General features: G+C 63.9%; 16 protein-coding genes. 7 read left to right on the plus strand and 9 right to left on the minus strand.

The window, feature by feature from the left end:
• Window positions 1-3 precede the first annotated feature (3 nt).
• On the minus strand, window positions 4-705 hold the full coding sequence (gene minC, locus ACVWVY_RS02550; protein WP_456624898.1) for a septum site-determining protein MinC: 702 nt from the start codon (window positions 703-705) through the stop codon (window positions 4-6).
• Window positions 706-1,338: 633 nt separating this feature from the next.
• On the opposite strand from minC, the gene ACVWVY_RS02555 reads away from it, so the two are divergent.
• The 3 genes from ACVWVY_RS02555 to ACVWVY_RS02565 all read left to right on the plus strand — a co-directional run bounded on the left by ACVWVY_RS02555 (window position 1,339) and on the right by ACVWVY_RS02565 (window position 5,200).
• Entirely contained in the window at window positions 1,339-1,875 is a 537-nt protein-coding gene (locus ACVWVY_RS02555) for a hypothetical protein (protein ID WP_456624899.1), read from the plus strand.
• Between the two features lie 19 nt (window positions 1,876-1,894).
• Window positions 1,895-3,502 (plus strand): ABC transporter substrate-binding protein, encoded by a 1,608-nt coding sequence (locus ACVWVY_RS02560; protein ID WP_456624900.1) that lies wholly within the window; start codon window positions 1,895-1,897, stop codon window positions 3,500-3,502.
• A gap of 210 nt (window positions 3,503-3,712) precedes the next feature.
• Window positions 3,713-5,200: an ABC transporter substrate-binding protein gene (locus tag ACVWVY_RS02565; protein ID WP_456624901.1), complete on the plus strand. Its 1,488-nt coding sequence runs from the start codon at window positions 3,713-3,715 to the stop codon at window positions 5,198-5,200.
• A gap of 67 nt (window positions 5,201-5,267) precedes the next feature.
• Here the strand turns inward: ACVWVY_RS02565 and ACVWVY_RS02570 are convergent, their stop codons facing one another.
• The 3 genes from ACVWVY_RS02570 to ACVWVY_RS02580 all read right to left on the minus strand — a co-directional run bounded on the left by ACVWVY_RS02570 (window position 5,268) and on the right by ACVWVY_RS02580 (window position 8,026).
• Window positions 5,268-6,041: a thioesterase family protein gene (locus ACVWVY_RS02570; protein ID WP_456624902.1), complete on the minus strand. Its 774-nt coding sequence runs from the start codon at window positions 6,039-6,041 to the stop codon at window positions 5,268-5,270.
• A gap of 124 nt (window positions 6,042-6,165) precedes the next feature.
• Window positions 6,166-6,903 carry an SDR family NAD(P)-dependent oxidoreductase gene (locus tag ACVWVY_RS02575; RefSeq protein WP_456624903.1) on the minus strand — a complete coding sequence of 246 codons (738 nt, stop codon included), beginning with the start codon at window positions 6,901-6,903 and terminating at the stop codon, window positions 6,166-6,168.
• Window positions 6,904-6,946: 43 nt separating this feature from the next.
• Window positions 6,947-8,026 (minus strand): substrate-binding domain-containing protein, encoded by a 1,080-nt coding sequence (locus ACVWVY_RS02580; RefSeq protein ID WP_456624904.1) that lies wholly within the window; start codon window positions 8,024-8,026, stop codon window positions 6,947-6,949.
• A gap of 116 nt (window positions 8,027-8,142) precedes the next feature.
• Between ACVWVY_RS02580 and ACVWVY_RS02585 the strand changes: the two genes are divergently transcribed.
• Complete coding sequence (locus ACVWVY_RS02585; protein WP_456624905.1) at window positions 8,143-9,630, plus strand: aldehyde dehydrogenase family protein; 1,488 nt, start codon at window positions 8,143-8,145, stop codon at window positions 9,628-9,630.
• Window positions 9,631-9,716: 86 nt separating this feature from the next.
• Here the strand turns inward: ACVWVY_RS02585 and ACVWVY_RS02590 are convergent, their stop codons facing one another.
• The 5 genes from ACVWVY_RS02590 to ACVWVY_RS02610 all read right to left on the minus strand — a co-directional run bounded on the left by ACVWVY_RS02590 (window position 9,717) and on the right by ACVWVY_RS02610 (window position 13,117).
• A complete protein-coding gene (locus ACVWVY_RS02590) occupies window positions 9,717-10,685 on the minus strand; it encodes an NAD(P)H-dependent flavin oxidoreductase (protein ID WP_456624906.1) in 969 nt (322 codons plus the stop codon).
• 159 nt (window positions 10,686-10,844) lie between these two features.
• Entirely contained in the window at window positions 10,845-11,432 is a 588-nt protein-coding gene (locus ACVWVY_RS02595; RefSeq protein WP_456624907.1) for a hypothetical protein, read from the minus strand.
• Between the two features lie 62 nt (window positions 11,433-11,494).
• A complete protein-coding gene (locus ACVWVY_RS02600) occupies window positions 11,495-12,076 on the minus strand; it encodes a YqaA family protein (RefSeq protein ID WP_456632080.1) in 582 nt (193 codons plus the stop codon).
• Window positions 12,077-12,139: 63 nt separating this feature from the next.
• The gene (gene hisE / locus ACVWVY_RS02605; protein ID WP_456624908.1) at window positions 12,140-12,598 is read right to left on the minus strand and encodes a phosphoribosyl-ATP diphosphatase; all 459 of its coding nucleotides are present in this window, start codon (window positions 12,596-12,598) and stop codon (window positions 12,140-12,142) included.
• A gap of 123 nt (window positions 12,599-12,721) precedes the next feature.
• Window positions 12,722-13,117, minus strand: coding sequence for a hypothetical protein (locus tag ACVWVY_RS02610; protein WP_456624909.1), 396 nt, complete (start codon window positions 13,115-13,117; stop codon window positions 12,722-12,724).
• Between the two features lie 256 nt (window positions 13,118-13,373).
• Between ACVWVY_RS02610 and ACVWVY_RS02615 the strand changes: the two genes are divergently transcribed.
• From ACVWVY_RS02615 to ACVWVY_RS02625, 3 genes are all read left to right on the plus strand, one after another.
• A complete protein-coding gene (locus ACVWVY_RS02615; protein WP_456624910.1) occupies window positions 13,374-14,462 on the plus strand; it encodes an ABC transporter substrate-binding protein in 1,089 nt (362 codons plus the stop codon).
• A 238-nt stretch (window positions 14,463-14,700) separates the two neighbouring features.
• Complete coding sequence (locus ACVWVY_RS02620) at window positions 14,701-16,479, plus strand: glucan ABC transporter ATP-binding protein/ permease (RefSeq protein ID WP_456624911.1); 1,779 nt, start codon at window positions 14,701-14,703, stop codon at window positions 16,477-16,479.
• Window positions 16,480-16,691: 212 nt separating this feature from the next.
• Window positions 16,692-18,104, plus strand: coding sequence for a D-alanyl-D-alanine carboxypeptidase family protein (locus ACVWVY_RS02625; protein ID WP_456624912.1), 1,413 nt, complete (start codon window positions 16,692-16,694; stop codon window positions 18,102-18,104).
• Window positions 18,105-18,368: the final 264 nt, after the last annotated feature.

The following is an 18,368-nucleotide window of genomic DNA, read 5'->3' on the forward strand; positions in this document are numbered from 1 at the left end:
CGGTTAATTCAGCGGGGTAATTTTCATGGTGTCGCCCTGCAGCCAGGCTTGCGCCGGGCGGTTGCGGAGCGTGTCGTCGATTTCTTCTGCAGTCTGGTAGTAGCCGTCGATGGCGAGCAGCTCCGCCTCGATCCTCTGGCAATAGATCCGCGCATTGGAGTTGCCGTTGACGCCCGCCATCGCGCGGCCGCGCAGCGTTCCGTAGATGTGGATCGATCCGCCGGCGACAATCTCCGCGCCGGAGCCAACCGAGCCGAGCACCGTGACGTCGCCTTCCATGAAGACGATCGACTGACCCGAACGGACCGGGCATTCGAGCAATAGCGACGTCGGCTTCGGCTTGGCTTCGGGCTCGGGCTTCTGCGCCGGCTCGTTTCGCGTGATCACGCAGGCGCGACCGCCGGTCAGCAAAGGCGGCATGTTTGCCGCAAGGCGCTCTTCCTCCACGCCCTCGATGCCGAGAACGCGAATGCTGCGCTCATTGAGGCTGCCGAGGAGATGAGCGATGGCGGAGCCGGAGAGGTCGACGGCTGAGAGATCGAGCACGATCGGCTTGCCGACGAAATAGCCCGGCGAGCGCGCCAGCGTAGCGTCGATCTCGGCGAGCCATTCCACGATCGGCACGACGGGGCTGAATACGAACGCGACGTAGGACCGACCGCGCAGCCGGACCAGTTGTCGCGTGGGATCCGCTCGGACGTCCATGATGTTTCGACTCGCCTTTCTTAGTGAATGGTTAACAATCGGCCAACTTGGTTAACGAGTAATTAATGCGACAACCCGCGCTGCGGGCAGAAAACGGCGTAAACGGCTGTGAATCCGGCGCATTTGTGGCCGATTCTTGCTGCCGATCGTGGGCAATTCGCGCCAAAGCCTTTGCAAACAGGGGTCTCGTGAGTTGTAGTTAACAGGAGCTCAACTTACTTTTGTCACGTTTCCGACCTAAATTAGTCCTCGCGCGGCTCCAACAAACTTATGTGTGCTGGCGGACTCCATGGGTCTGGCGGCTCATTCCGTCGGGCAGACGGACATTTGCCGGCAGGGGGCTAGGGCGTGGAAGCCGTGCGGAAGGTGTGGCCGCGAGACGTGATCTCGCAGATGGATGGTGTCGGACGCAGAGACGACGCCCCACATGTTGATTCAAATGTTCCAACCACACCTAGCGGCGCCTGGGGAGCCGACGTGGATTCGTCCGCGCACCTGCTCCAGGAGCTGGAACTTCTGTCCAATACGTCCACAGCCGTTTCGCCGCCAACCAATCAGCCGGGTCAACCGCCAAGTGCTAATCCGTCAAGTGCTAATCCGCCAAGCGTCATGAGGAGTAAGGGTATGAGTAGTGTGAGTGAGCAGGATCATCTCAATCCCCGTGATCCGCTGTACTACGCGCCGCGCTCGCTGCGTGAGCGGTCGGCTACGCGCGGCGCAAGCCTCGAGACGCCGTTTTCTGCGGTGACGTTCGACTCCCAGCTCGAGAGCGCGGTATCCGATGCGCTGCGCCATCCCCTCGATCCCGAGCTCATGCAGGAACCCGACCTGGAGTCGAAGAAGGCATTGTGGACGATCGCGGCGCGCTTCGCCGCCGCCATCGGCGTCGCGGCCCTCGTGGCGCTGTTCTTCGTCGTCGCCGTGCCCGGCTCGCGGCAGAGCGATAGTGAGCCGTCGACGCTCACCAACGTGACACAGTCGATCAAGAACGCGCTGTCTGCGTCCGGAGAGGCTTCCTCAAAGCCGGCGATCAACGAGTTCCAGGCCCTTCTCGCCTCCACGCCGCCGAGCGCTCCGGCGGCGTCCGAGCAGGACAGCGAATTGCTTAAACAGTTCATGCAGTGGCGCGAGAAGCCGGATCCGGCCACGCCACAACGTACCAACCCATAATCCAGACGGAGGGCTGACTATGCCCGAGAACCGACTTACGGCGCTCAAGGAGCCTGCCATGACCTCGCACCGCGTCCTTTTGCTGGTCGGGGCCTTGCTCTTCAGCATCGCCGGCAGCGCACAAGCCGCCGGCGACATCACGATCGTGCGCGACCTTGCCAGCCGGGTCGGCCCCGTGATCGGCTCGGCGCAGGCCTGCCGCGACATTGCGCGTCCCCGCATCCAGTCCATTGTCGACAAATTTTCACAGGTGATCCGCGAGGCCTCGTCGAACGAGGCCGAGCGTTCCGATCTCACGCAGGTGTTCGATCGCACCGTGACCGAAGGACGCACCGCCGTGACCTCGGGCAGGATGGATTGCATCCGGGCCGACCGTCAGCTTGCCGATCTCGAACGCTCGATCTCCGGACCGAGCCTCTCTAGCGTCATCGGCCCGTCGCCTGCTGCCGCTGCGACCGCAGCGAATGCGGCAACCGCGCCGACCGCCCCGGTCCCGACCGGGCCGCAGCCGCGCGGCATGGGCGAAAAGGAAATCCGCTTCGGCATCGCAGCCCCCTTCTCCGGCTCGGCCCGCGAGCTGGGACGCCAGATGAAGCTCGGAATCGAAACCGCCTTCAACCGGATCAACGATGCCGGCGGCGTGGACGGACGGATGCTCAAACTGTTCGCCGCCGACGACGGCTACGAGCCTGGGCGCACGCTCGACGCCATGAAACAGCTGTATGAAAAGGACCAGGTGTTCGGCGTCATCGGCAATGTCGGCACGCCGACCTCGGCAGTGGCGATCCCCTATGCACTCGAACGCAGGATGCTGTTCTTCGGGGCCTTCACCGGATCCAACATCCTGCGCAACGACCCGCCGGATCGTTACGTCTTCAACTATCGCGCCAGCTATGTTCAGGAAACCGACGCGGTCGTTCGTTACCTCGTCAAGATACGCCGGCTGCAGCCGCGCCAGATCGCGGTCTTTGCGCAGCAGGACTCGTACGGCGATTCAGGATTTGCAGGGGTCGCGAAGGCGTTCCGCTCCATGGGCGTGAACGACGGCACGATCCTTCGGCTCAACTATGCGCGAAACACCGTCGACGTGGACGACGCGGTCAATCAGTTGAAGCTCGCGAAGCCGCCGATCAAGGCAATTGTCATGGTCGCGACCTACCGGGCCGCGGCAAGGTTCATCGAGAAGACGCGCGACCTCTATCCCGGGATGATCTACTCCAACGTTTCGTTCGTCGGCTCCACCGCGCTTGCCGAAGAACTGAAGCTGTTGGGACCGCGCTACACCAACGGCGTGATCGTGACGCAGGTGGTGCCGGCGGTGTCGGGCTATTCATCCGCCGTGCTCGAATACAAGAACGCGCTCGCCAAATACTTCCCAGGCGAAGCCGCCGACTACGTTTCGTTCGAGGGCTATGTCGCCGCCAACGTCCTGATCTCGGGCATTAAGCGGACCGGCCCGCAGCTCGATACCGAGAAGCTGATCGACACGTTGGAGACGATGCGCAATCTCGACCTCGGTCTCGGGACCCAACTGAGCTTCGGCCGCTCCGAGCACCAGGCCTCGAACAAGGTGTGGGGCACGGCGCTCGATGAGAGCGGCCGCTATCAGCCGCTCGAGCTCGAATGATCAAAATGCTACCGGTGCAGCCGCGTCGTCAGGGCAATTTTTGCGCCCTCGATGCGGCTCGCCGGAATTCCAAGAAACTTGACAAGAAACTTTTCAGGAAACTTCAAACCCAAGAGTCGTGTGGTGCGTATTTTAGTGAACCTGCGTTGGACGTCGTTTTTACTTAGTGCCTTTTTCCTAACAGCCGCGGAGGCGGCCCCCGGCGACAAGATGGAGCTCGTACGCGACCTTGCAGGCCGCGTCGGGCCGGTGATCGGTTCGGCGCTGGCCTGCCCTGACATCACGCGGCCTCGAATCCAGTCGGTGATCGAGAAGTTTGCGGCGGTGATCCGGGATGCCGCGTCCAACGAGGCACAGCGGTCCGACCTCGCGCAACAGTTTGATCGCAACGTTGCGGACGGCCGCGGCGCGGTGACGTCGGGGCGGACGGATTGCAGGCTGGCGGAACGCCGGCTGGCGGATCTCGAACAGTCACTCACCCCATCCGCACCCGGTCCAGCCGCCGCCGCAGCCCTCGCCGCACCGGCTTTCGCCGCGGCGCCGGCGCCCGCGGTCAGCTTCGGAAATCCGGTCACTGCGGTCCGCGGCATATCCGACAACGAAATCCGGTTCGGCATCACGGCGGCCTTCACCGGCCCGGTGCGGGAGCGCGGCCGCCAGATGAAGCTCGGCATCGAAACCGCCTTCAACCAGGTCAACGACGCCGGCGGCGTCGGGGGACGGAAGCTGCGGATCATCGCCGCCGATGACGGCAACGAGCCGGCGCGCACGCTGCAGGCCGTGCGGCAGCTCTACGAGAAGGACCAGATCTTCGGCATCATCGGCAGCATCGGTACCGCGACCGCGGCGGTCGCGGTACCTTTCGCGCTGGAGCGGCGGATGCTGTTCTTCGGGGCTTACACCGGTGGCAATGTCGTGCGCCGCGATCCTCCCGATCGCTATGTCTTCAACTACCGTCCGAGCTATGCCGAGGAGGCCGACGCCGCGGTGCGCTATCTGGTGAAGATGCGCCGCATCCCGGTCCGGCAGATCGCCGTGTTCGCCCAGACGGACGATCTTGGGGATGCCGGGTATGCGGGCGTCGCCAAGGCCTATCGCGCGATGGGCATCAACGACAGCGCCATCCTGCGGCTCAACTACCCGCGCAACACCATCGAGGTCGACGAGGCCGTCAACCTGTTGCGCGTGCAGAAGGTGCCAGTCCGGGCGATCATCATGTCCGCCTCTTATCGGGCCGCCGCAAAATTCATCGAGAAGACGCGCGCCCTCTATCCCGAGATGATCTTCACCAGCATCTCGGGCGTCGGCGGCTCGTCGCTCGCCGAGGAACTGAAGCTGCTGGGGCCGCGCTACACGACGGGCGTCCTTGTGACCCAGGTCGTGCCGGCGGTGTCGGGATATTCGAGCGCGGTGCTCGAATACAAGAATGCACTCGCGAAATATTTTCCCGGCGAGGCGCCCGACTACGCGTCGCTGGAAGGTTTTGTGGCAGCCAACATCCTGATCGACGCAATCAAGCGCACCGGCCCGCAGCTCGATACCGAAAAGCTGGTCGATACGCTGGAAGCGACCCGCAATCTCGATCTGGGCCTCGGCGTGCCGCTCAATTTCGGCCGTTCCGATCACACCGCCTCGCACAAGATCTGGGGCACGGCGCTCGACGAGAGCGGCCGTTTCCAGCCGGTCGATCTGGAATAGGCGGCAGGACATTTTGTTTGAGCATGATCTTTTCGGAAAACCGGTTCCCACTTTTCCGGATCATGCTCTAGCGCCTTTCGATGACGAGGCTCTGGATGGCGCGGCCGAAATAGCCGCGCTCGTCAGCGAGTCGCGCCATGGCGAGCCCCGCACCGTCCGGACCGATCCAGGATTCGGCATCGAGCAGGATCCAGTCGCCGGCCGGCTCGCGCGAAAAGTTCACGGTGAGATCGGCGTTGAGGAAGGTCCAGGCGCGAAAGTCCAGCACCGCCGAGGTGCCGTTGCAGAAATCCGCCGCCGCCATCGCCCGCATCGCCTGCGAAACGAGCGCGCCTTCCACGATCGGCCGGTCAACGCGGTACCAGATCGCGCCCGGCCCCGGCACGCCGAAATGGCCGCGGGCGGCGCGCAAAGACATCCCGGTGACGAAAGGGCTGGAAGAGAAATCAACCCGCTCGATGCGTGATTGATCCGGCCCCGGCAGTTCGACCGGCTCGATCACCGCCTCCGGCGGCAGTTCGTTGGCCTGCACCTTAATCTTCAGCACGGTCGCGCCGACCACGACGACGCCCTTCGCAAGCAGCCTGACGGCGCAAAGCTGGATCTTGCGCCCCTCGCGCAAGATCTCGCTCTCGATCGTCAGCGGCGCCACCGGCACGGGACGCATCAGGTCGACGGTGACACGGGCGATCCGCATCGGGACGGCAGTTGGAATCCGCTCCGCTGCCCACACCGCCAGCGCCGCCGGCGGCGAGCCGTGCTGCATGCTCGGGTCCCATGGCCCCGCCGCAAAGGGGCTGGTGACGACGTTGTTGCCGTCGACGCGAAAGATGGCATCCATCGGGTGGGAGGTCCTGTCGATCAAAGGGAACAGTTTCTTGCCTGCTTCGGCGGAACGAGTCGAGGCCGCGGCAGGTAGAGTGCCGTGCGCCATTCGCGGGAGACGGAGAGCAGGACGGCGGGCTTCAAACGAAGGCCATGCCGCCATTGAGGACGATGGTCTGTCCGGTCATGTAGCTGTTGCCGAGCACCATCGCGACCGCTTGCGCCACTTCCTCGGCCTGGCCCATGCGGCCAAGCGGGATGTTGCGGGCGAGATCGGTCCGGCCGCCCATCATGTCGGTTGCGATCAGCGACGGCGCCACCGCGTTGACGGTGATGCCTTCCTTGACGAGACGCGCCGCGTAGCCGCGGGTCAGTCCTTCCATGCCGGCCTTGGAGGCGTTGTAGTGCACGCCGATGGCGCCGGCGCCGCGCGCCGCACCCGAGGAGATGTTGACGATCCGGCCCCATTGGCGCGCCCGCATGCCGGGCAGAACGGCCCGCGTGCACAGGAACGCCGATTTCAGGTTGACCGCGATGGTGCGGTCGAAATCGTCCTCGGTCAGATCATCGACGCCGCGCACGATCGCGACGCCGGCATTGTTGACGAGAATGTCGATCGGGCCGAACGCGGAAGCGACCTGTTCGACCATCGCAGCCACGGCCGCCACCTTCGAGACATCGGCCGCGACCGCGATGGCGCGGCCGCCGCCAGCTTTAATCTTCCCGACGATCGCCTCCGCAGCTTGCGCCCGCTCGCGATAATTCACCGCGACCGCGGCGCCCAATTCCGCCAGCGTCAGCGCAACCGCCGCGCCGATGCCGCGGGACGCCCCCGTCACCAGCGCGACACGTCCGCTCAAATCCTGTCCGGTCGCCATCGATCGAAGACCTCAACTGCCGCGAATTGCGCCCGTGACCATATCATTGGCCCACGCTCTCCAGAAACTCCTTTACGGTGCTAACCGTCCCGGTGCTTGTCGCAACGTAACCGGGCAGGCTCGCAACCCCTTCGTGGAACTCGCGGCCCTTCATGATGTCGATAATGCGCCGCATCGGCTCGGTTTCCAGAAACGCGCGACGGCAGACGAAGAAATAATCCTCGGTCAGCAACCTGATGAAATCGAGCCCGAACTGCCGGGCGGCGGCCTCGACGCCAAAGCTCACATCGGCCATGCCGCTTGCGACATAGGCGGCGACGGCGGCGTGGGTGAACTCCATTTGCTGTGCGCCGTTGATTTTGGCCTGATCGACCCCGTGCAGCGCCAGCAACTGATCGAACAGCAGACGCGTGCCGGAATCGTGGTCGCGGTTGACGAAGCGCGCCTTGCGATCGACGACATCCTTGATCGATGCGATCTTGAGCGGATTGCCACGCTTGACCATCAACCCCATTTCCCGCGTCACGAAACTGATCACGCGGTCCTCACGCGGATCGAGCCATTCCTTGCAGGCCCGAATGCCCTGCGCACGCAGCTCGCCGCGCGGCAGATGCACGCCGGAAAGATCGCAAGCGCCCTGCGTCAGCGACAGCAGCGAATTCTGGTTGCTGACATAGCGCAGATCGACACCGATGCCGGGCTCGCGGTCCAGCAATTCGCGCAATTTCGAAACCGCAAAGCCATGGCTGGCGTGAACACGAATGACGGATGGACGTTGATGCAGGAACGGCTTGATCTCGGTCACGAGTTCCTGCGCGAGATTTTCGAGTTGCGGACCAAGGCGCGCCTGCATGCGCTCTCCGGCCCAGACCAGCTTTTCGCCGAAGGCGGTGAGCACCGTGCCCTTGCCGCGACGGGTCTCCACCAGCGGAACGCCGAAGAATTCGGACCACTGCTCGACCAGATTCCAGACGTGCCGATAAGAGAGCTGGGCGTGCTTCGCCGCGCTGGTGAGCTTTCCGGTCTTTCGGATCTCGTTGAGAACGCCGAGCATCACCACCGCCGTCTCCGGGCTGCCTTCCTTGTGAAATCGCCAGACGGTTTCGATCTCGACGTGATGCATGATCGCTCACTTTATGAAGTTAACTGCATATCTTCGCGAAACATAGGCACACCATATCATATTTACAAAAGGCCATCTCCTCCTAATTTAAGGACACAACAAACGGAGGAAATATGATGTCAATTGCATATGATTATGACCGCGAGGCCATGCCCGCCATCGCATCCGCCAAGCCCCGGCTGCTGCTGATCGACGGCCGGCACGTCCCGTCCGCCTCCGGCCGCACGTTCAAGACCTTCAATCCGGCCAACGAACAGGTCATCGCAACGGTGGCTGAAGGCAACGGGGCCGACGTCGATCGCGCCGTCGCGGCAGCGCGTCGCGCGTTCGAGGGCCCCTGGCGCGGCATGCGCGCCTCGGAGCGCGGTCAGATCCTGCTCCGTCTGGCCGACCTGATGAAGCAGCACGCCGACGAGATCGCAGCCCTGGAAAGCCTCGATGCCGGCAAGCCGATCGCGGGCGTGCTGCGGCAGGACCTGCCCGCCGCCATCGATACGCTGACTTACTACGCCGGCTGGGCCGACAAGATCAGCGGCGAGGTCGTCTCGACGCGGGAAGAGGCGCTCACCTACACCATGCGGGAGCCGGTTGGCGTCGTTGCCGCCATCGTGCCCTGGAATTTCCCGCTGATGATCGGGATGTGGAAATTGGCGCCGGCGCTGGCCTGCGGTTGCACCATCGTGATGAAGCCTGCCGAACTGACATCGCTTTCCGCATTGCGCATCGGCGAGCTCGCACTCGAAGCCGGATTGCCGCCTGGCGTTCTGAACATCGTCACCGGCCCCGGACGCGTGGTTGGCGATGCGCTGGTCAATCATCCTGACGTGGACAAGGTGACATTTACGGGATCGCCGGGCGTCGGCCGCGGAATCCTGCGCGGCGCCGCCGGCAATTTCAAACGCGTGTCGCTCGAACTCGGCGGCAAGTCCGCCAACGTCATCTTCGACGACGCCGATATCGAGGCGGCCAGCAAGGCGGCGGCGTCGGGAATCTTTTTCAATGCCGGGCAGGTGTGCTCGGCCGGCTCGCGCGTGCTGGCCCATGAGAAGGTTTATGACGAAGTGGTCGAGCGATTGACGCTGCGCGCCAGGGCCATCCGCATCGGCGATCCCGCCGATCGCGCCACCGCGATGGGGCCGGTCATCTCCGAAAAGCAGATGAAGGGCATCCTCGATTACGTGGATATCGGCCGCAAGGAAGGCGCAACGTTGACGACGGGCGGCGAGCGCGTCGGCGACCGCGGCTATTTCATCAGCCCTGCCGTGTTTGCCGACGTCCAGCACGAGATGCGCATCTCGCAGGAAGAAATCTTCGGGCCCGTGGTGAGCGTCATCAAGTTCCGCGATGAAGCCGAAGCGCTCCGCATCGCCAACGGCACGGCCTACAGCCTCGCCGCCGGCGTCTGGAGCCGCGACATCGGACGGGTGCAGCGTTTCGCGAAGAAGGCGAAGGCCGGAACGGTCTGGATCAACACGTATGGCTATACCGATGTGCGACTGCCATGGGGCGGCGTGCGCGATTCAGGATTCGGCCGCGAACACGGCACGGCCGCGCTGGAGAATTTTACCGAACCGAAGGCCGTCTGGATGAATCTGAACGTGTGAGCGCCACACGTATTTGCCGAGGCCTGCAATGAACAAGGCCGGCCTTGGCCGCCCTCTCCTCGTAAGGGAGAGGGCGCTGGCGCTCGTTAGAGCGCGGGGTCGATCGCCTCGTCGTATTCTTGTCTGAACCGCGCGATCAGTTCAGCCGCCGGCAAGACCTTGGCGACGCTGCCGACGCCCTGGCCGGAGCCCCAGATTTCCTTCCAGGCCTTTGGCTTGGCGCGCTCGCCCGACGCGTCGGTGCCGAAGCTCATTTTCGAGGGATCGGAGGTCGGGAGATTGTCGGGATCCATGCCGGCCGCGACGATCGACGGCTTCAGATAATTGCCGTGTACGCCGGTGAACAGATTGGAATAGACGATGTCTTCCGCCGACGAGGACGTGATCATCTGCTTGTAGCCCTCCACCGCATTGGCTTCCTTGGTGGCGATGAAGGCGGAGCCGATATAGGCGAAGTCGGCGCCCAATATCCGCGCGGCGCGGATGGCACGGCCGTTTGCAATCGCGCCCGACAGGGCGATCGGACCGTCGAACCAGGCCCGCGTCTCCGCCACGAAGGCCAGCGGCGAAATCTCGCCGGCATGGCCGCCGGCGCCGGCCGACACCAGGATCAATCCGTCGGCGCCCTTCTCGACCGCCTTGTGCGCGAACTTCTGGTTGATGACGTCGTGGAACACGATGCAGCCCCAGCCATGCGCCGCCTGGTTGAGCTCCTCACGCGCGCCGAGCGAGGTGATCATCATCGGCACCTTGTGCTTCTCGCAAAGCGCCAGATCCTGATCGAGACGGTTGTTCGACTTGTGCACGATCTGGTTCACCGCAAACGGCGCCGACGGCCGTTCGGGATGCGCCTTGTCATAGGCGGCGAGTTCTTCCCTGATCCGCGCCAGCCACTCGTCGAGCAGCGCCGGCGGGCGCGCGTTGAGCGCGGGGAACGAGCCGACCACGCCGGCCTTGCATTGCGCGATCACCAGATCCGGCACGGAGATGATGAAGAGTGGCGCACCGATCACGGGTAGCGACAGGCGGCCCTTGAACAAGGCAGGCATGGACATTCGAGACGATCCTTCGGTTTAGTCGGGAGGGCGATGCATGGCCCTAGAGATGCCAGACGTCATACCAACCAACAAGGCAATCTTTCCAGTGTCAAGTATTGCGTTTTGACGCTGGCGGCGATGCGTTTGAGCATGACCTTCTCCGGCGTTGGAGATGCGCTACTGGCACACGGCCCTCGTCACGTAATTTTCGGTCTTGCAGTCGCCCGGCTGGCGCTTGTAGCCGGGCAGGTACACTTTCGGCGAGCATTTCTCCGCCGCATCGGTGTCGAGGCTCTTGCCGTCCTTGTAGCCCTTGCTCTGGCACAGCCGGTCGGCGCCGGCCTTGCAGTCCGGCGCGCCGTTGGCGGACACGAGACACGCCGCCCGCCCGCTCACCATGGTCGAGGGCTTTGCGATGTTCGACAGGCTCTGGCCGGCGTCCTTGGTGCGCGCGTTGAAATCGTCGATGGCCTCGCTCGGGCTCTTCAGCGGCGGCAGCAGCGATCTGGATTTCTCGAACAGCTTGCCGATCTCGTTAATCAGGCCCGGGTTCTCCTCGCGCGACGGCGGCGAGGGTTCGATCTGCTGCGGCTCGGGCTGAGCCGGCAGCGGTTGCTGGGCCGGCGACTGCAGGCCGAGCGTGGGTGGAGGCGCGGCCTGCGGCCAACCGACTTCGGGAGCGGTGGCCAGCATGGAAGCAACGAGGCCCGCGGTCGCAAGCTGCGTCCCGGACAATGTGAACAAACGGCCGCTTCGATAGGACATGACACGAAACGTAGCCTGAAGCCGGGATGCCGGCAAAGCGCTAGATCGGTTTGAATCGCGATCTAGATCAGCTTGAACGCGATGACGAAACCGAGCACCAGCACGACGGCCCCGATGGCGACCCACAGGCCGAGCCGCTTTTCCAGCTCGCTCCGGATCAGGTCGCCGTAGCGGTTGAGCAGGACCGCGACAATGAAAAAGCGCCCACCGCGCGCCACGATGGAACACAGGACAAACAGCCAGATATTGTAGCCCGCGAAGCCCGAGGTGATGGTCACGAGCTTGTAGGGGATCGGCGTCAGCCCCTTTAGCAGGATGATCACCGCGCCCCATTCGGCATAGGAAGCCCGGAAGGTCTCGACCTTGTCACTGAGGCCGTACAGCGTGATGAGCCATTGCCCGATCGAATCGTAGAGCAGCGCGCCGATCGCGTATCCGAGCACGCCGCCGGCGACGGAAGCGATCGTGCACACGGTCGCGAACCACCATGCCTTCTTCGGCCGCGCCAGCGACATCGGCAGCAGCATGATATCGGGGGGAATCGGGAAGAACGAACTTTCCGCGAAGGCGACCGCCGCCAGAATCCAGAGCGCGTAGGGCTTGTCGGCGGCGTCGATGCACCAATCGTAGGTCCGTTTCAGCATGGCCGCATGAACCATCATGCGGCGGATTTGTCCATGCCGGAAAAGGACGGAATTCGGGAGGAATTAGTGCCGTTTGCGCAACGAGCGGCCTTCCAGCGCGACAATTCGCCGCCGGCCCACAGGGGCCGTCGCCTCAGGTAGCGCCTTGGGCAAAGCCTTGCCAGCCACCGCCTTACCGGCAAGGGCAAACGCCTTGGGCATCTTGAGCGCCGACTTTGGCAGCTTCTCGGCGATGCCGAGCATATCCTCGCGCCGCTCCATTTCGCGCCAGACGTCCTCCGGCTTCACGCCGGCCGAAGCCCACAGGACGGTCAGGTTGTAGAGCAGATCGGCGCTCTCGCGGACCACCGCGTCGGTCTTGCCGTTGACGGCATCGATGACGACTTCGATGGCTTCCTCGGCGAGCTTCTTGGCCATCTTGGAGGGACCGCGCTGAAACAGGCGGGCCGTTCGCGACGTGGCCGGATCGAGATCCCTGGCCGCGATGACAGCCTGATAAAGCCGTTCGAGCGAATCACTCATCCTGCAAGCCTAATGCAAAGCCGTGGTAGGCGTGTTAACGGCCGACCCTGCAACCATAAAAAATCCACCGGCCGGGGCGGCCGGTGGATTCATCTTTAACGGTTGCGATTTTAACGATCGGGTTTACCAGCCGCCATAGTAGTGGCTGCGGCCGTAGTAAGGGCCAGGTGAGTAATAGCCCGGGCTGCCGTAATAGGCCGGGCCGCCGCCGTAGTAGCCGTAGCCATTGTCATAGTAATAGTCCCGGCGGTTCTGAGTGGCCGCAATCGCAATCCCCGTGCCGACGATGCCAGCAAAGGCCGCCGCTGCCGCGGCACCACCGCCACCGCGATAGTACCTGCGGCGCGCGCTGATATCGGTCGCGTCGCTGGTCCCGGTCGACGCCGTGACGCCCTTACCCGACGTCGCGGAGCCGGCGAAGGCCATCGACGGCTGGACCGCCGTCAGCGCCACTGCCACGACCGTGGCCACCGCGCCGGCGCGGCCGATCGATGAAAACACACCTTTTCGCGCAAACATCTCGACATCCTCCGTGGGAGCTGGCCTGACGACAGGCCTCAGATAGCTAACCACTGAGCGGATACTAGGTTCCCCAATCCGAACGGCAGCTGAACGATCCCTGGCAAAATCGTGGCAGTCATCGACCGTTCAGGTTAGATGCTGCAGAATGGTTCGCCCAAGGGGCTTCCGAAGGGCGATCCATGCCGTTGGCGACGTCACGAAACAGTCATCGCCGGCGCGGCAACTTGTCCCACCTCGTGCTGATGTAACCTCGATGCGTGCTATCAGGACCAACGCCATCCGCTCCCGCCTGAGCGCTCTCCCGAGTGTTCTCTTGGCTTCCCTTGCCGGGCTGTGCGCAATTGCGGGCTTGATGGCGAGCAATGTCCTGGCCGCGGATGACCCCCGGCCCCCGCTCCAGATCCAGTTTTCGCTCGACCGTCCGATCGATGCCGCAGCGGCGCCGTTCGTGATGGCGACCGCCGGCGGGCTGTTCGGCCCGGAAGCGCTGGCGGTCACGACCAACATCGCCAGCGGATCGTCGGATGCGATTGCGCGCGTCGCGGCAGGCACCAGCGATTTCGCGCTGGTCGACATCAACGCGTTGATGCGGTTTCGCGACAAGGACAAGCAGGGCGGCCCCAGGATCAAGGCGGTGTTCGTGCTGTTCAACAAGGCGCCCTATTCCATCATCGCCCGCAAGAGCCGCGGCGTCCGCACGCTGACCGACATCGAAGGCAAGAATCTCGGCGTCGCCGAAGGCGACCTGTCGATCCGGCTGTGGCCGGCGGTGGCCAAACAGAACGGCATCAACATCAAGAGCGTGAAGCAGAGCAGCATCAGCGCCGCGGTGCGCGAGCCGATGCTGTCGGCAGGCCAGATCGATGCCGTGACCGGATTTTCCTATCTGTCGGCGATCAGTTTGAAGGACCGCGGCGTGCCGGCCGACGATCTGGCGGTGCTGAAATTCGCCGACTATGGCTGCGAGGCCTATGGCTTCGCTGTTATCGTCAATCCGCAGCTTTCGGCCGCCAGGCCCGACGCGGTGAAGGGATTCGTGCGGGCCGTAATCGGCGGCCTGCATCTGACGATCAAGAACCCTGCAGGTGCCGCGGCGGAAGTCGCCAATCGCATGGACGGCGGCTCAAAGGATCTCGAACTCGAACGCCTGCAAGCCATCCTGCGCGACAACCTCCTGACCAGCGAAGTGAAACGCAACGGTATCGGCGCGATCGATCCGGCGCGCTTCGAACGCTCGATCGACCAGGTCGGGGAAGATTTCAAGTTTCAGAAGCGGCCGCAGGCGTCCGACATCTTCGACGACCAGTTCCTGCCGCCGCTCAACGGCCGTTTGATCAACTAGGGAAGATGTAAATCCTCATGGTGAGGAGGCGCGTAGCGCCGTCCGGACGATGCTTCGCATCGCCGGGAGAACCATGAAGCCCGTGGCCCGTCCTTCGAGACGGCGCTTCGCGCCTCCTCAGGACGAGGTCGGTGGGTGTGTCTGCCATCGGAACAAAATTCATCCCGCTCTGGTTCTCCGCCGCGATCCCTGATTAGTATAGTAGCCGCTGATCGCTTCCTTTTGAGTCCTTACCCGAATGTCCATGCTGCGCCTTTACATCCGCGTCCTCGAGCTGCTCGGCAAGGAGGCGCGGCTGGGCTGGATTCTCGCCTTTGCCAACCTGCTGCTGGCCGGTGCGCAATTCGCCGAGCCGGTGCTGTTCGGCAAGATCGTCGACGTGCTCTCCGGCAAGCCGCAGACCGGGCCGCTGGCCTCGAACTCGGCCTGGCCGCTGCTGGCGGCCTGGGTGGCGTTCGGCCTGTTCACCATCGCGTGCAGCGCGCTGGTCGCGCTCCATGCCGACAAGCTGGCGCACCGGCAGCGCCAGGCGGTGCTGACCGATTATTTCGAGCACATCATGCAACTGCCGCTGACCTTCCACACCGGCACTCATTCGGGGCGGCTGATGAAGGTGATGCTGAACGGCACCGACTCGCTGTGGCGGCTCTGGCTCAGCTTCTTCCGCGAGCATTTTGCGGCGATCCTGTCACTGGTGGTGCTGCTGCCGCTGGCGTTCTACATCAACTGGCGGCTGGCGATCCTGCTGTTCGCGCTGTGCGTGATTTTTACGGTGCTGACCACGCTGGTGGTGCGCAAGACCTACGGCATGCAGAGCGAGGTCGAGGCGCATTACAGCGATCTCTCGGCGCGCGCCTCCGACGCGCTCGGCAACGTCGCGCTGGTGCAGAGTTTCGTGCGGATCGACGCCGAGGTTCAGGGCCTGCGCTTCGTCGCCGACAAGCTGCTCGCCGTCCAGATGCCGGTATTGGGCTGGTGGGCGCTGGTCACCGTCATCACCCGCGCCTCGACGACCATCACCGTGCTCGCGATCTTCTCCGCCGGCATCTACCTGCACGGCCGGGGAGAGACCACGGTCGGCGAGATCGTGATGTTCGTGAGTTTCGCGACCATGCTGATCCAGAAGCTCGAACAGGTGGTGAGCTTCATCAACAGCGTGTTCATGGAGGCGCCGCGCCTGCAGGAATTCTTCGACGTATTGGACGCGGTGCCCGCCGTGCGCGACCGGCCCAACGCCATGGACGCCGGACGGCTCTCCGGCCTTGTCGAATTCAACAACGTCTCGTTCTCCTATGACGGCAAGCGGCCTGCGGTCGAGGACGTCTCGTTTACCGCCCTGCCCGGCCAGACCATCGCCCTGGTCGGCCCGACCGGCGCCGGCAAATCCACTGCGATCGCGCTGCTGCACCGCGCCTTCGACCCGCAATCCGGCATCATCAAGATCGACGGCATGGATATCCGCGGCCTGAAGCTGACCGCGCTGCGGCGGAACATCGGCGTCGTGTTCCAGGAGGCGCTGTTGTTCAATCGCTCGCTCGCCGACAATCTGCGCGTCGGCAAGCCGGACGCGACGGAAGAGGAAATGCGCATCGCGGCAGGCCGCGCGCAGGCGCTGGAATTCATCGAACGCAGCGACAAGAAATTCGAGACCCATGCCGGCGAGCGCGGCCGCATGCTGTCCGGCGGCGAGCGGCAACGGCTGTCGATCGCCCGCGCGCTGTTGAAAGATCCGCCGATCCTGATCCTCGACGAGGCGACCAGCGCGCTCGACGCCGTCACCGAGGCCAAGGTCAATGCAGCCCTCGACGAGGTCATGAAGGGCCGCACCACTTTCGTGATCGCACACCGGCTTTCGACCATTCGCAACGCCACCCGCATTCTCGTGTTCGACAATGGACGGGTGATCGAAAGCGGAACTTTCGATGAACTGGTGGCCAAAGGCGGACGCTTTGCGGAACTCGCCAAGGCCCAGTTCATGGTGCAGGAGAGCGCGCGAGCTGGAATCGAAGGCAATTAGGCCCAGCGTGAGCGCGATCACGGTATGGACATGGCCGAATTTGCGATGATTTCATCCACGAATTAATCGCCCTGCCTCTGTTCTGGCCCGCCAAGCCGGTATAGGTTTGCGCCTTGCCGCAAAGCGACGGCGCCGGACACGCTTGAAACCCGATCGTTAGATCCCAAGGACCTCCTTTTCGAAGGCGGGTCTCAAAGAACCGGAACGCAAAAGTGCATTTTCATCGCCTGCTGCCTCGTCATTCGTCGTTGAACTGGATTTTCCTCGTGGCGGCGCTTGCCGTCGTGACGCCGCGCGCCGTGCACGCCGAGGCGCTTCTGGTCGTCGAAGCCGATACCGGCAAGGTCCTGCAGGCCGACAACGCCACCATGCCCTGGTACCCCGCCTCGGTGACCAAGATCATGACCGCCTACGTCACGCTGAAGGCGGTCAAGGAAGGGCGTCTGTCGCTCGATACGGTGCTGACGGTATCGCCGGTCGCGGCTTCGCAGTCGCCGTCCAAGATGGGTTTCCGTCCGGGCATTCAGGTCACCGTCGACAACGCGCTCAAGATGATGATGGTGAAGTCGGCCAACGACATGGCCGTGGTGCTCGCCGAAGGCGTCGGCGGATCGATCGACGGTTTCTCCGGCATGATGAACCAGACCGCGCAGAAGCTCGGCATGACGCAGACGAGCTACGTCAATCCGAACGGCCTGCCGGCGGACGGACAGATCACGTCGGCGCGCGATCTCGCGATCCTGGCGCGCGCGGTGATTCGCGACCTGCCGGAATACGAATACTTCATGCATATTCCCTCGATCCGCTACGGCCGCAGGGTGACGCAGAATTTCAACAAGCTGATCGGACGCTATCCGGGCGCCGACGGTTTCAAGACCGGCTTCATCTGCGCTTCCGGTTACAATCTGGTGGCCTCCGCGACGCGTAACGGCAAGCGGCTGATCGCCGTCGTGCTCGGCGCCTCCTCGGGACAGGCGCGCGCGGTTCGCGCGGCGCAATTGCTGGAGCGTGGCTTCGGCGGCAACGGGCTGGGCTGGCTGAAGCCCGCCCTCGGCACTGTCGACAATCTGGTTCCGATCGATGCGACGCCACCGAACCTGCGCGAGGAGATGTGCAGCGGCAAGCGCAAGCGACCGGCCACCGACGAGGACGCCGACGTCGTCGCCGCCAACGGTAGCGCGTCGACCGGCGAAGCCGCGGTCACGTTCTTCACCGCCGGGCTGCAGCCGCCGATGGTCAAGCCGTCGGAGATGATGGCTGCCGCGGCGGAGCCGTCCGAGCCCGTTCCGGTCTATACCGGCCCGACCAAGACCGGCCCTGCACTGATCGCGGCCGTTGCAGCTGATGTCGAGCAGCAGACGCCGGCCAAGCGCGGCAAGAAATCGAAGATTGCAGCAAAGAAGCCCGCCGCCGCGGCGCCCAAGGCTGAAGCCGGCGCGAAGCCAGGCAAGCCTGCGACAGTCAGGCATGCGAACGCCAGACCGGAGACTGCCGCCAAGCCGGCCGCTGCAGCCGAAAAGAAGCCAGGCGCCAAACCCGCCGCCGCCACAGACAAGCCCGCGCCGAAGCCGGCCAAGCCGAACGCTGCCGCTAAACCCAAGGGCGAAAACAAGCCGGCTGGTTAACGGGCCGCGAAGCCACGTAATTAGGCAGTTTTCCGGCCGTTTGGCCGAATTATTCCAGATCGCCGGAATGCGTCGATAGCGCGCAGCCGCTTGCCATCGGCGGCAGCATTCACAATACTGCCAAAAACAAGGCGTGCCCGGCCAGGAACGGGACCCGTAGCGTTGTCGCGCGAAGTGGGTACCGGTTCGCATAGCAATCAAGCTCGCGCGGATTGCGTAGATTTATCTGCGCAGAAAACGCGTCAGAAACAAAAATTAGAGCAC

The organism is Bradyrhizobium sp. URHC0002 (assembly GCF_054059515.1).